The organism is Actinomyces sp. zg296 (assembly GCF_009829695.1).
Classification (GTDB): domain Bacteria; phylum Actinomycetota; class Actinomycetes; order Actinomycetales; family Actinomycetaceae; genus Actinomyces; species Actinomyces marmotae.
On the sequence record NZ_VWPG01000002.1, the window covers coordinates 14171 to 27202 of the forward strand.

The window sequence follows — 13032 nt, forward strand, 5'->3', positions numbered from 1 at the left end:
AGCGCGGGGCGCCGGTCGCCCGAAGCGGCCCCCGCGAGGGCGCGGGGCGCGGGCGAGGATCGATCGGTCACGCCCCAAGCGTCCCACACGCCGCCGGACCCGCCGGCGCGAGATCGCCGCCGCGAGCGCCCGCGCCGCCGCGGTCCCCCGCCGCCCGCGCCCCCATCACCGCCACTTCGGATCACCATCGTTCCGATCTATCATTCCCAGGAACCTCCCAGCCTCAAGGGGGTGAACATTCAGCGAGCACCCCGGCCCTTGGGCCAGGTGGAAGGAGACTACGGGTGAGCACTCAGGCAGAGGATGACGCTCGCGGCTCCCAGGCCCGCGAGCCCGAGCCGGCCACCGACAAGCGCCTCAACACCACTGTGTTCGCGGTCTCCGGCGGCGTCATCGGCGCCCTCGCCCTCGCGGCGATCCTCGTCCCGCGCACCATCCAGGGCATCTTCGGAACCGCCGTCGCCTGGGCGTCACGCTGGTTCGGCTCGTTCTACATCCTGGAGATGACGGCGGTCCTCGTGTTCGTCGTCGTCCTGGCGCTGTCGCGCTACGGCACCACGCGGCTGGGGCCCTCCAACTCCACCCCAGAGTTCTCAACGTTCTCCTGGGCGGCGATGCTCTTCGCGGCGGGCGTGGGCACGGGGATCATGTTCTTCGCCGTCGCCGAGCCCGTCTCCCAGTACCTCTCACCGCCCGCGGGGGCTCCCCAGACCGAGGAGGCCGCCCGCAACGCTATCGTCCTGACCCTCCTCCACTACGGGGTATCGGGCTGGGGACTGTACTCCCTGGTGGGGATGGCACTGGCCTACTTCGCCTACCGGCGCCGCCAGCCGCTGGCGGTTCGCTCCACGCTGCGCCCGATCCTGGGCCACCGCACGGATGGGATCCTCGGCGACGTCATGGACGCGGCCGCGCTCATCGGCGGCGCGATCGGGATCGCGGCCTCCCTCGGCGTGGGGATCGTCCAGTTGAATGTCGCGCTGACGATCCTGTTCGGCATCCCGCAGGGCACAGCGGCCCAGATCGGGCTCGTGGCGCTGTCAGTCCTCATGGCGACGGCATCGGCGGTCTCGGGGGTGGACCGCGGAGTGCGCATGCTATCGAGCGTCAACGTTCTGCTAGCGATCGCCCTGGCGCTGTGGGTGCTCGTCACGGGGGACACGGCGTTCCTGCTCGACGCGCTGGTGGGCTCGATCGGCGACTACATCACCTCGTTCCCGGGCCTGACCCTGGAGACCTACGCCTGGAACCGCCCGACCCAGTGGCTCAACGGCTGGACGCTGTTCTTCTGGGCGTGGTGGATCACGTGGGCGGCCTTCGTGGGGATGTTCCTGGCGCGCATCTCCCGCGGCCGCACGATCCGCCAGTTCGTGCTCGGCTCGCTGGCCCTGCCGCTGACCTACGTCATCATGTGGGTGTCGATCTTCGGCAATCACGCCCTGTCCATCGTCAGGGGCGGGGACCGGGTTTTCGCCGAACTGACGGCCTCCACCCCGGAACAGGGCTTCTACGCGCTGCTCAAGTCCCTTCCAGGGGGCCCCGCCTTGGTGGCGCTCTCGCTGTTCATCGGGATCCTGTTCTACGTGACCTCGGCGGACTCGGGCGCCCTGGTGATGGCGAACCTGTCCACGCGCACGCGCACCGGGGATGAGGGCGATGCCCAGCCGTGGCTGCGGATCTTCTGGGCGATACTCGTGGGCGTGCTGACGATCGCCATGCTGCTGGCGGGCGGCATCCCGATCCTCCAGCAGGCGACCATCGTGATGGCGCTGCCCTTCAGCGCCGTCCTGCTGCTGATCATGTACGGGCTGTGGAAGGCACTGCGCACGGAGGCGAGCCACCACGACGCCCGCTCGCACGTCTTCCGGAACCGGGCGCTGGGCCTGACGGGCACGGCCGCGGGCCTCAAGCGCGTCTCGTGGCGGGATCGGCTGTCGCACACCTTCGAGTCGGTCTCCCCCGCCCAGGCCCAGCGCGCCCTGGACACCAGGATCGTGCCGGCTCTGGAGGCGGTGGCCGCTGAGCTGCGCAAAGAGGAGCTGGGGGCCGAGGTGTACGTGGAGGGACCGGAGGCGCAGGACCCCGACGACGAGCGCAACTTCCTGGGCCGCGCCACCCTCCTGGTCACAGTCGGCCCCGAGGCCGGCGACGGCGAGAATGCCGCCGAGCTGGCCGTGGCCCCGACGGCCGAGGGCGCGGCGGAGGGCGGAGCGGTGGCACCCACGGTCGAGCGCTCCAGCGGGCTCGACTCCTTCCGCTACGTGGTGCGGATGGTGCAGGCCCCGGTGGCGGCCTTCGGCGTCGTCGTCCATGAGGCGGACGACCTCACGGTGCGCCTGGAGGTGCGCCCGCGCGGCGGTGGCCAGGGCTACGACGTCATGGATTGGACCGCGGACCAGGTGGCCCACGACGTGCTGGACCACTACGAGAGCTGGCTGGACTATCTGGGCAACGCCTGAACCGTGGCCCGGCGCGCCCACGCCGGCGCCCCGAGCGCCGTAGGCTGATCCCATGCATCTCATCGACGTCGACCACCCCCTCATCGATCACAAGCTGGCGGTCCTGCGGGACCGGACGACGAACTCGGCGGTGTTCCGCCAACTCGTGGACGAGCTCGTCACCCTGCTGGCCTATGAGGCGACGCGCCATGTGCGCACCGAACCGGTGGAGATCGCCACCCCGGTGGCGGTAGCGCAGTGCCATCGGATCGCGGCGCCGCGGCCGATCGTCGTGCCGATCCTTCGGGCGGGCCTGGGAATGCTGGAGGGCATGACACGCCTCCTGCCCACGGCCGAAGTGGGGTTCCTCGGGATGAAGCGCGATGAGCGGACCCTGGAGGTGGACACCTACGCCAACCGCCTGCCTGATGACCTCTCGGGGCGCCAGTGCTTCATCGTCGACCCGATGCTCGCCACCGGCCACACGCTCACGGACGCCACGAACTACCTGCTGGACCGGGGCGCGCGGGATGTGACGGCCCTGTGCCTGCTGGCGGCGCCGGAGGGCCTGACCTACCTGGAGGAGGCCATCGGGGACCGCGCGAACGTCACGGTCGTGACGGCCGCGGTGGACGACCACCTCAACGAGCTGGGCTACATCGTGCCGGGCCTGGGTGACGCCGGGGACCGCCTCTACGGCATCGTCGACTGAGGCGCCACGGGGAGTCGCGCTGCGAGGCGGGGCTCGTCGAAGCGGTGATGGCCAGCGCCGGCGCACGGCGCCCCGCCGATCAGCACGGCCCCACGGCCCCACGGCCCGGCGGCTCCGCGGTCAGAAAGCCCCCGCCGCCTCCGCGGCGAACCGACTGGTCCGACCGCGCTCTCGCACGGCCGGACCAGTCAATAGGGCCAGAGCCAGGCATTCACGGCCCGGTGAGGCCGAGGACCTGGGAAGGCGATCAGAAGGCCGGGAGGACGGAGCCGTCAGCCCAGGTGCTCTCGATGTAGGACTTGAAGTCCGCGGAGTTCATGATCTCGGCGAGCTTCTTGAGGGACTCGTTGTCCTTGTCCTCCGAGCGCACCACGAGCTGGTTCGCCGGGGCGGCCTCGACGGACTCGAGCCTCAGGGCGTCGACGGCGGGCTTGAGCCCGGCGTCGAGGGCGTAGTTCCCATTGAGGACCACGGCGGCGGCGTCCTGCATCGTGTTGGCCACCTGGGCGCCGTCGACCGTCGTGAACGTGAAGTTATGCGGGTTGCTGGTCACGTCGGAGTCCGTGGGCAGCGCAGCGGCGGGGTCGAGGGTGATGAGCTTCGCGGCCTCGAGCAACTTCAGCCCGCGGGCGGTGTTGGCCGGGTCGTTGTTGAGGACGATCTGCCCGCCATCGGGGATCTCCTCCAGCGTGGTGGCCTTCTTGGAGTAGATGCCCATGGGCTCCACGTGGACGTCCGCGATGGCCACGAAGTCGTAGCCGTGCTCCTCGATCTGCTGCTTGAGGTAGTTGGGCGTCTGGAAGAAGTTGGCGGCAATGGAGCCGTCCTTGAGGCTGATGTTCGGCGTCGTGTAGTCGTTGATCTCCTTGATGTCCAGCTTGATGCCGGTGCCGGACAGGAGGTTGTCCTTGATGTGGGTGAGCATCGTGACGTGGGGCTGGGGGGTGGCCCCGATGGAGATGACGACGGTGTCGCCGTCCTTCTTGATGCCCTTGGGCTGGCCGTCGGAGTCGGAGCCGCAGGCGGCCAGGGTGGCGGCGACGGCGGTGGCCAGGGCGCCGGTGGCGAAGGCGCGCCGGGATATCGCGGAGGGCAGAAGCGTGGTCATGGGGTTTCCTTTCGATGGTGGAGCCGTGGTGCTGGGGCGGATTCGATCGGGTTGCGGCGATGCGCGCCGCCGTCGATGGGCTCGGTGCCGGCTGGCGGGGCCTCAGCGGTGGTCCACCAGCCGGCTGAGCATGTCGCCGGCGAGCTGGATGATGCCGACGATGAGGACGATGAGGACGACAGTGACGATCATGACATCGGTCTGGTTGCGCTGGAACCCGTACTGCACGGCCAGGTCCCCCAGCCCGCCGCCACCCACGGCGCCCGCCATAGCCGAGTAGCCCAGCAGCGTGATGAGCGTGACCGTGGCCGACTGGATGAGGGTGGGCAGGGCCTCGCGCACGAGCACACCCCAGGTGATCTGATTGCCGGAGGCGCCCATCATGAGGGCGGCCTCGACCTTCCCGGCCTCCACGTTGTTGACGGCGGTCTCCACCAGGCGCGCGTAGAAGGGGATGGCCCCCACGGTCAGGGGGACGCAGGCTGCCTGCCAGCCGAGCGAGGAGCCGACGATCATGCGGGTCAGCGGCAGGATCGCCACCATGAGGATAATGAAGGGCAGCGAGCGGCCGATGTTGACGACCTGGGAGAGGACCTCGTAGACGAAGCGGTTGGAGTGCTGGCCGCGCTTGCCCGTGGTCACCAGGGCCAGCCCCAGCAGGAGGCCGAGCAGCACCGCGAGCGCCCCGGAGATGAGAGTCATCTCGAAGGTCTCGATGGTGGCGGGCCAGAGCTTGTCCGTGATGGCGGGGTTGTCCAGCCATCTCTTGTCCCGCGCGCCCGCGGGCAGGACGATGAGGGGCTCCAGGTGGGCAGCGGCGTTCAGGGCGATCATGAGCGCACCTCCGCGGTGGCGCCGATGGCGGCCAGGGCGTCGACAACGCCGGGGGCCCTCTCGGCGGGGACGGTCAGGGCGAGGCGGCCGACCTGGGCCTGCCCCAGGGTCTCGAAGACTCCCCCGGCCACGTCCGCGCCGTGCTCGGAGGCGATGGCGAGCAGGTGCGCGGCCGCCGGCTGGCCCGGGTGGGCGGTGAGCGCGACGTCGATGACGGCGTCGCCCTCGGCCAGCGAGCCATCCGGGATCGCGGGGACGGGCACGAGCTCGTGGGACAGGCGCGAGTCGACGTCGGAGACGACCTCCTCAATCGGCCCGGACTCCACGATGCGGCCGGCCTCCAGGAGGCTCACGGAGTCGCAGACCTGGCGGACGACGCTCATCTCGTGGGTGATGATGACGACGGTGACGCCGAGGCGATCGCGCACGTCCTTGATGAGGTCGAGGATCGAGCGGGTGGTCTCGGGGTCGAGGGCGCTGGTGGGCTCATCGCACAGGAGCACGGCGGGCTGATCCGCCAGCGCCCGGGCGATGCCGACGCGCTGCTTCTGGCCGCCGGAGAGTTGGCTGGGGTAGGAGCCGCCGCGATCGGCGAGGCCCACGAGGTCGAGCATCTGGGCGACCGTCTCGTGGCGCTCCCCCTTGGCGACTCCGGCCAGGGCGAGCGGGTAAGCGATGTTCTGCGCGGTCGTGCGCGAGTCGAGCAGGTTGGCGTGCTGGAAGACCATGCCGATCCTGCGGCGGGCCTCGCGCAGCTCGCGGGGCCGCAGGGCGGTCATGTCCTGGCCAGCGACGCGCACCTCACCGCTCGTGACGGGCTCAAGGGCGGTCAGGCAGCGGATGAGCGTGGACTTGCCAGCCCCAGAGGTCCCCACGATCCCATGGATCGATCCCGCGGGCACGTTGAGGGTGAGACCGTCGAGGGCACGGACCCGCGTGCCGTCACGCAGGGTGTAGATCTTGACGACGTCGCGCAGGGAGATCATCGAGCCGTCCGCCGATCCCGCATCGGCGAGCGCGCCAGTGCCGACGGCGTCGGCCTTGACCGGCTCGGTACCCGGGTTTGGATCGCTCATGAGTCCTCCATCGGTCCTGGCGGAAGCACCCTCACCATCGCAGGGGGTTGCTGCAGCGTCATCGAGCCAGGTCTCTCAACTGCTCTGGATGGTCGGGAGAACGGTATAAAGCCGAGTCACGGGCGCGCAAGCCAGACGCCGATTCCGGGACCAAGGTCACGAAATGACGACGCGGCACGGGAAGGACCACCCGGATCTACGATGCCAGCATGACCACGATCATCCCGGACCTCCTGGGCGAGCCCTGGGTGGCGCGCCACATCCCCGTCACCCCCTCTGAAGCCGCGCCCGGGGCGGATCACGCGATCCTCGTCCACCAGCGCGATGCCGGCGCCGCCCGGCACGCGCGGGCGGTGCTGTACATCCACGGCCGCACCGACTACTTCTTCCAGACGCACCTGTCGGCCGCGCTCGATGCGGCGGGCTACGAGTTCTACGCCCTGGAGATGCGCGGCTGCGGGCGGGCGGGCGCCGATCTGCCCGAGGGCTCCTTCCCGCACGACACCACGGACCTGCTCGTCTACGACGAAGAGATCACCGAGGCGGTGCGGATCCTGCGCGAGGACAAGGGGCACGACGCCGTCGTCCTCAACGCGCACTCCACGGGCGGGCTGTCCGCGGTGCTGTGGGCGGCGGACCACCCGGGACAGCTCGCGGCCGTCACGCTGAACTCCCCATGGCTGGATCTCAACGCCTCGGGCTTCATGCGCTCCTACGGCACCGCGGCGGTGGACCTCATGTCGCGGTGGATGCCGGGGCGGGTCATCACGAACCCGGCGGCGCCGCAGGCGGATGACGAGGACGCCTTCGAGGCCGACCCCTACGCCCGCTCCCTGCACGTCAAGTGGGGCGGGGAGTGGGACTGGGACCTCGCGCTCAAGCCCTCGCCCGGTTGGCCGGCGCGAGCGGGCTTCCTCACGAGCGTGCGCCGCCTGCAGCGGCGGGTGCGCCATGGCCTGGGGATCGAGGCGCCGGTGCTCCTGTGCTGCTCGACCGCGTCGGCGGCTCCCGGCGCCGGTCGCGAGGCCGTGCTGCGGGCGGACACGGTGCTCGATGTCACGCAGATGGTGGAGCGCGCGCCTTTCCTCGGTGAGGATGTCACCGTGCGGCAGATCCCCGGCGGGGTGCACGACCTGACGCTCTCCCCCGAGCCCGCCCGCGGCGAGTACCTGGCGACCCTCACCGGCTGGCTCAGCGCCCGCCTCCCCCAACCCTCTCACTGATCAATCCGCGCGAGACCGGTCGAAAACAGCGGCGAGACCGGTTCGCCGTCCACAGGCCCGCCTCCGCTCTTGCGGGACGAGGAGGGCCTGTGGACAACCGGCCGGTCTCGATCGTTATATCTACCGGTCTCGCATGAGGGTGGACAGGGCGGGGGTGAGTTCGTCGACGACGCGCTCGATCGTCGCCAGGGTGTCCTCGAAGTCCTCCATCCCGCCGTACCACGGGTCGGGCGCGTCGAGCCGAGACCGGGAGACCAGCCCCTCCGCGATCGCCGCCAGATCCGCCGCCCTCTCAGGGTCGAACTCGCGGAACATGAGGATACGCCGCCCCGCGCCCCGGACCCCCTCCGGCTCGTCAATGACCACGCCCGCCCGCTGCGCGCGGCGAACCAGCTCGCGCTCATGCGAGGCGGTCATCGCCAGGATGAGATCGGAGCCCGCGATCTCGGCATCCGTGATGCGGTGGGCCCGGTGCGAGGCGATGCGCGCCGCCACCGCGCCGTCGCGGCCTTCGCTGTAGCCGCTGCTGAGCAGGAGGCGCCTGGCCCGCGAATCCATCGGGTTGCCGCGCTCCTCGCTGGACACCCCGGAGGAGGCCACCTCCACGCGCCCGGCCAGGCCCGCCGCACCGAGCCGATCGAGGAGGACCATCTCCGCCATCGCGGAGCGGCATATGTTGCCCGTGCACACCATCATGACCCGGTAGGGGCCGCCGGGGTCGCGCGGGGCGGGCAGGACGTAAGGCTCGCCGGGGGCGGAGCCGATGGGATTCGAGATCATGACCCGATCGTGCCAGGCTCGCCCCCATGACTGATCCCCGCGCGCCCCACGGGACCCCCGCGCGCCCCACGTCCCCTCGCACGCCCACCGCGGTCGACGCGGTCGCCGAGCGCCATGTGGAGCGCCTGGCGGCGCTATCCCCCGAGTTCGCCCTCTACTCCGGCCTGCCCGGCCGGGGCGGCGCCCTGGACGACTACTCCCCCGCCGGCTTCTCGGCCCTGGCCGATCTGCGAGCCCAGACCCGGGCCGCGCTCGATGCCGCCACCCCCGTTGACGACGTCGACCGTGTGACGATCGCAGCCATGCGCGAGCGCTTCGGCGTCGAGGACGAGTCGCACGAGGCCGGCGAGGACCTGCGGGCGCTGAACAACATCGCCTCTCCGATCCAGACGATCCGCGACACCTTCGACAACCACCCCATGGCCACCACGGGCGACTGGGAGGACTTCGCCTCCGCCCTACGGGCGGTGCCCGGGGCGCTCGCCGGGCACCGCGAGTCGCTGCGGGTCGCGGCCGCGCGCGGGCTCGCCCCCGCCGCCCGGCAGGTGCGCGCCTGCATCAAGCAGGCCCAGGACCAGGCCGGGGAGGCGTCGTCGTCCTTCACAGCGCTGATCGAGGAGGCGCGCCTCGCCGACGGAGGCGCTCTGCCCGCCGCCCTCACCGCGGACCTGCGGGCGGCCGCACGCGAGGCCCGCGCCGCCTACGCCGAGGCGGCCCGCTGGCTGGCCGCCGATGTCTTCCCGCTCGCCACCGGCGACGACGCCGTCGACCGTGAGCGCTACGAGAGATTCAGCCGGCAATTCCTGGGCGCGCGCATCGACCTGGACGGGACCTACGAGTGGGGCCGGGAGCGCCTGGCGGCCATTGACGCCGAGCAGCGGGCCATCGCGGCCTCGCTCTACGGGCCGGGGACCACCGTGGCCGAGGCCCTGGAGCGGTTGGGCGCCGACGCCTCGCGGCAGGTGCGCGGCACGGCGGCGCTGCGGGCGTGGATGCAGGAGACCTCGGACGCGGCGATCTCGGCGCTCGACGGCACCCAGTTCGACATCCCCGCTCCCCTGCGCTCCCTGGAGTGCCGGATCGCACCGTCGTCCACCGGCGGCATCTACTACACCGCGCCGAGCGACGACTTCTCCCGCCCGGGCCGCATGTGGTGGTCCGTTCCGGCCGGGACGGAGGACTTCGCGACCTGGCAGGAGCGCACCACGGTGTTCCACGAGGGGGTGCCGGGGCATCACCTTCAGATCGGCATGCAAACCCTTCTGCACGATGAGCTCAATTCCTGGCGGCGCCACGGCTGCTGGGTCAGCGGGCACGGCGAGGGCTGGGCCCTGTACGCCGAGCGGCTCATGGCGGACCTCGGCTTCCAGGAAGATCCGGCCGACCGCATGGGGATGCTGGATTCCCAGCGGCTGCGGGCGGCGCGAGTCGTGCTGGATATCGGCGTGCACCTGCGCAAGGAGCGGCCCGCCGAGCTCGCCGCCCTGCCGGGTGTGGGCGAGGGGCACTGGGACGCGGGCTCAGCATGGGCCTTCCTGAGGGCCAATGCCGCGATGGGCGAGTCCTTCCTGCGCTTCGAGCTGGACCGTTACCTGGGCTGGCCAGGGCAGGCTCCGTCGTACGCCGTCGGTCAGCGCCTGTGGGAGGAGGCGCGGGACGCCTCGCTGGCGGCGGCGCGCGCGGCAGGGGCCGATGACTCCCTCAAGGCCTTCCATGCCAGGGCGCTGCGCCTGGGCAGTGTGGGCCTGGACGTCATGCGCGAGGCGCTGACCGCCTGAGGCCGGCCGAGAATCCGGGGGTTGACACGCTCAGACGGCCTGGATCATCGACTTTTCGCTGGAATCACGTTGAACTGAACTTCACGGAAAACCTCGTATGTGCATTCTGACGTCGAATGCACATACGAGACTCGGCTTTGAGAGCACGACCCGCGCCATTCCAACGATTCATCTGGCGAGCCGCCTCGCGAGCGTGCCGAACGCTCCCATCGCGTGCGCACGGGCGCCTCCAGCCGGGCGGCGGGTCAGGCGCCCGTGGCCTCAGACGCATCGGTCGCTCGCGGGCCGCGCTCGCGGGCCGCGCTCGCGGGCAAGGCCCGGGCGCGCCGCGGGTGGGTCCAGGCGCGGCCCGCGCCGACGCGCCCCTCACTCGTCCCAGAAGGAGGCGACGTCGACGGCCCCGCCGGTGGCCTCGAAGTCCGCCCTGGCGGCCTCGCGCACCTCGGCGTCATGGAGCCAGTCGAGGGCCACGGAGGCGAGCCCGTATGCGCCATCGAGGCAGGCGGCATCCCCGGTGGGCGAGCCTGCCGCCTCGGCCATCGCGGGGGTGTGGAGGGCGACGTCACCGCCCGTGGTGATCTTGATGAGCGGGTGAATGCCGGGCACGCGCTGCGAGACGTTGCCGAAGTCCGTGCCCGCGGCGATGGTCTCGGGCAGAACGCCGGCGGGCAGGGGCTCGCGCCCACGCTCGCGCTGGGCGCGCACCCAGGAGGCCAGGAGGGCGGCGTTGTCCCGCACGGGCATCTCATTGGGGTGGGGGTCCGGGGTGATCTCAACGCCGGTACCGGTCATGAGGGCAGCGCCGCGGAAGACGTCCTCCACCCGGGCCACGAGGTCGCGCAGGGTGGTCAGGTCCTTGGACCGGATGAAGGCGTTGAGCTCGGCGCGCTCGGGGATGATGTTGGCGGCGTCACCGCCATGGGTGACGACGGCGTGGATGCGGTCCATGGGCAGGATCTGCTGGCGCAGCAACCCGATGCCGGTCAGCGCGAGGGTAGCAGCGTCAAGGGCGTTGCGGCCCATGAAGGGCTGGGAGGAGGCGTGCGCGGGGATGCCGTGGTAGGTGACGCGCATGCGCCGCTGCCCGAGCCAGGTCTGGTGGGTGACGTCGGCGGCGTAGGAGTGGGTCTGGATGGCGGCGTCGATGCCGTCGAGCATGCCGGCCTGAGCGAGGGCCTCCTTGGCGGTGGAGCACTCCTCGGCGGGGGTGGTGGTCAGGACGACGGCGCCCGGCAGGCTCCCGGGGCGCTCGGCCTCAAGGGCGGCCAGGGCGAGGAAAGCCCCCACGGAGTTGGCGCACATGACGTTGTGCCCGCAGGCGTGGCCGATGCCCGGCAGCGCGTCGTACTCGGCGAGGATCGCGATGGTGCCGGGGTGGGAGGACGCGGTGCCGCCCATGGCGGAGGCCGCGCCGTCGGAGATGCCGGCGGGCGCGACGGGCCCGATGCTCGCGCGGAGGGCGGTCTCCATGCCGAAAACCCCCAGTTCGGGCTCGATTCCGTGGGCGCGCAGGAGGCCGGCGACGGCGGCCATCGCGTGGTGCTCCTCATGGCCGACCTCGGGATGGGCGTGCAGGTCATGGGACAGGGAGAGGAGCTCGGGGGCGAGGCGCGCGACGATGTCAGCCAGAACGGAGCGCAGCGCGGCGGGGGCGCCTGCGCCGTCGGCGAGGGCCGGGGCGGGGCCGGCCGCGAGGCGCCGCGCCTCAGTCTCGGCGGCCATGAGCTCCTGGATGGCGTCGCAGGGCCGGGTGGGCCGCGAGAGGTCGGGCGGGTCGGGGCGGGCGGTTCGACGGGGGTGAGAGGGGCGGTCAGTGGGGTCGGCGGGTCCTCGATCAGCGCTCATGGCCCCATCATGCGCCGCGCGCCGCCGCTTCTGAAGTGGAGGGCCCTACTGGCGGCCGCTGCGACCCTGCGCTCCAGGCGCCGTATCAGCCGCCCCCACGAAACGCGACGGGCACTGGTGTCGCATGGGGGACGACGGTGCCGGGAGGTGGTGCCCGGTCCCGCGGGGCTGGTGCGGGAGTGGCGCTTGAGAACCGCGACCGGTCTCGATCGTGATTTCGACCGGTCTCGCTCAGGAGGCGGGGGAGACGGGGGCGATGGCCGCGTAGGAGGCGGCGGCGCCGGCGGCGAGGACCGCCGTCGAGCCGGCGCGCATGCCCTCGGCCACGGCCGAGGCGAAGCCGTGCCCCGCGGCGAGGGCGGCGGCGAGCACGCCGACGCTCGCGTCCCCGGCGCCCGTCGTATCCACCACGGGCCCCAGATCAATGGCCGGCACATGCCCGCTGCCCTCGGCGCAGGCCCACACCGCCCCGGCGGCGCCGAGCGTGACGAGCACGCCCTCGATCCCCCGCTCACGCAGGGCGGCCGCCGCCGTGATCGCCTCCTCCGGAGTGCTGGGCGCGGGCGAGCCCAGCACGAGCCCGCACTCGGTCTCATTGACCACGAGCACGTCGACACTGGCCAGGGCGTCCGGCGCGATCGGGTAGACGGGCGCGAGGTTGAGGACCACGCGGGCACCGGCCCGGTGGGCCCATTCGATGATCTCCTCATTGGTCGCCGCCGGGATCTCCCCCTGGAGGACGATGATGTCATCGGCGCCCGCATCGATCGCCTCTGCGGCCTGAGCGCCGGTGACGCGGGCGTTGGCGCCGGCGTCGAGGATGATCGTGTTCTCCCCGGCGGCGCTGACGGTGATGAACGCGATGCCGGTGGTGATCTCCTCATCGGTGCGCAGCGCACTCACGTCCACGCCGTGGCTGCGCAGATCCTCGCGCAGGGTGATGCCCGCGGCATCCCCGCCGACGCGGCCGACGAGCAGGGCCTCAGCGCCCCCGTGCGCGGCGGCCGCGGCCTGGTTGGCGCCCTTGCCGCCAAGCCGGTAGCTCGTGGACGTCCCCGCCAGGGTCTCCCCCGGCGCGGGGAAGCGCTCGACGGTGACGGTGATGTCCTGGTTGATCGACCCGACGACGATGACGCGCCCCATGGCATGCAGCTCCTTCGCTTGGGCGGACGGACTATCAGGGTACCGCCCATTCCCCTGCCATCCCTGCCTTTTCTGATGGTCGATGGCCTAGTATG

10 protein-coding genes and 1 riboswitch are annotated in these 13032 nt (G+C 71.7%); of the genes, 4 read left to right on the forward strand and 6 right to left on the reverse strand.

All coding sequences use genetic code 11. From position 1 onward, the window contains the following. Positions 1 to 284 precede the first annotated feature (284 nt). Both betT and upp read left to right on the forward strand, forming a co-directional pair. A complete protein-coding gene (betT, locus tag GVV76_RS00470) occupies positions 285 to 2459 on the forward strand; it encodes a choline BCCT transporter BetT (RefSeq protein ID WP_159624129.1) in 2175 nt (724 codons plus the stop codon). Positions 2460 to 2511: 52 nt separating this feature from the next. Next, on the forward strand, positions 2512 to 3150 hold the full coding sequence (gene upp, locus GVV76_RS00475; protein WP_159522444.1) for a uracil phosphoribosyltransferase: 639 nt from the start codon (positions 2512 to 2514) through the stop codon (positions 3148 to 3150). Positions 3151 to 3397: 247 nt separating this feature from the next. On the opposite strand, the gene GVV76_RS00480 is transcribed toward upp, so the two are convergent. The 3 genes from GVV76_RS00480 to GVV76_RS00490 form a co-directional block, all read right to left on the reverse strand. Beyond that, complete coding sequence (locus GVV76_RS00480) at positions 3398 to 4246, reverse strand: MetQ/NlpA family ABC transporter substrate-binding protein (RefSeq protein ID WP_159624647.1); 849 nt, start codon at positions 4244 to 4246, stop codon at positions 3398 to 3400. Positions 4247 to 4360: 114 nt separating this feature from the next. Next, the gene (locus GVV76_RS00485) at positions 4361 to 5092 is read right to left on the reverse strand and encodes a methionine ABC transporter permease (protein ID WP_235905005.1); all 732 of its coding nucleotides are present in this window, start codon (positions 5090 to 5092) and stop codon (positions 4361 to 4363) included. After that, positions 5089 to 6168 carry a methionine ABC transporter ATP-binding protein gene (locus GVV76_RS00490; RefSeq protein ID WP_159522442.1) on the reverse strand — a complete coding sequence of 360 codons (1080 nt, stop codon included), beginning with the start codon at positions 6166 to 6168 and terminating at the stop codon, positions 5089 to 5091. The genes GVV76_RS00485 and GVV76_RS00490 overlap by 4 nt, the downstream gene beginning before the upstream one ends. Positions 6169 to 6172: 4 nt before the next feature. Then, a riboswitch (SAM riboswitch) is annotated at positions 6173 to 6263 on the reverse strand. A gap of 114 nt (positions 6264 to 6377) precedes the next feature. Between GVV76_RS00490 and GVV76_RS00495 the strand changes: the two genes are divergently transcribed. Then, a complete protein-coding gene (locus GVV76_RS00495; protein WP_159624131.1) occupies positions 6378 to 7391 on the forward strand; it encodes an alpha/beta hydrolase in 1014 nt (337 codons plus the stop codon). A 120-nt stretch (positions 7392 to 7511) separates the two neighbouring features. On the opposite strand, the gene GVV76_RS00500 is transcribed toward GVV76_RS00495, so the two are convergent. After that, positions 7512 to 8171: a low molecular weight protein-tyrosine-phosphatase gene (locus GVV76_RS00500; protein ID WP_159624133.1), complete on the reverse strand. Its 660-nt coding sequence runs from the start codon at positions 8169 to 8171 to the stop codon at positions 7512 to 7514. 26 nt (positions 8172 to 8197) lie between these two features. Here GVV76_RS00500 and GVV76_RS00505 point away from each other — a divergent pair, with 26 nt between their 5' ends. Next, entirely contained in the window at positions 8198 to 9949 is a 1752-nt protein-coding gene (locus GVV76_RS00505; protein WP_159624135.1) for a DUF885 domain-containing protein, read from the forward strand. Positions 9950 to 10315: 366 nt separating this feature from the next. Here GVV76_RS00505 and GVV76_RS00510 read toward each other — a convergent pair whose 3' ends face one another. Together GVV76_RS00510 and GVV76_RS00515 are read right to left on the reverse strand one after the other, a co-directional pair. Continuing rightward, positions 10316 to 11671: an amidohydrolase gene (locus GVV76_RS00510; RefSeq protein WP_159624649.1), complete on the reverse strand. Its 1356-nt coding sequence runs from the start codon at positions 11669 to 11671 to the stop codon at positions 10316 to 10318. Positions 11672 to 12025: 354 nt separating this feature from the next. After that, positions 12026 to 12937 carry a ribokinase gene (locus tag GVV76_RS00515; RefSeq protein ID WP_159624137.1) on the reverse strand — a complete coding sequence of 304 codons (912 nt, stop codon included), beginning with the start codon at positions 12935 to 12937 and terminating at the stop codon, positions 12026 to 12028. Positions 12938 to 13032: the final 95 nt, after the last annotated feature.

Coding starts and splice junctions, on each gene's coding strand:
- upp (WP_159522444.1), top strand. CDS start 2,512: ATGCATCTCATCGACGTCGACCACCCCCTCATCGATCACAAGCTGGCG.
- GVV76_RS00485 (WP_235905005.1), bottom strand. CDS start 5,092: ATGATCGCCCTGAACGCCGCTGCCCACCTGGAGCCCCTCATCGTCCTG.
- GVV76_RS00490 (WP_159522442.1), bottom strand. CDS start 6,168: ATGAGCGATCCAAACCCGGGTACCGAGCCGGTCAAGGCCGACGCCGTC.
- GVV76_RS00495 (WP_159624131.1), top strand. CDS start 6,378: ATGACCACGATCATCCCGGACCTCCTGGGCGAGCCCTGGGTGGCGCGC.
- GVV76_RS00500 (WP_159624133.1), bottom strand. CDS start 8,171: ATGATCTCGAATCCCATCGGCTCCGCCCCCGGCGAGCCTTACGTCCTG.
- GVV76_RS00505 (WP_159624135.1), top strand. CDS start 8,198: ATGACTGATCCCCGCGCGCCCCACGGGACCCCCGCGCGCCCCACGTCC.
- GVV76_RS00510 (WP_159624649.1), bottom strand. CDS start 11,671: ATGGCCGCCGAGACTGAGGCGCGGCGCCTCGCGGCCGGCCCCGCCCCG.
- GVV76_RS00515 (WP_159624137.1), bottom strand. CDS start 12,937: ATGGGGCGCGTCATCGTCGTCGGGTCGATCAACCAGGACATCACCGTC.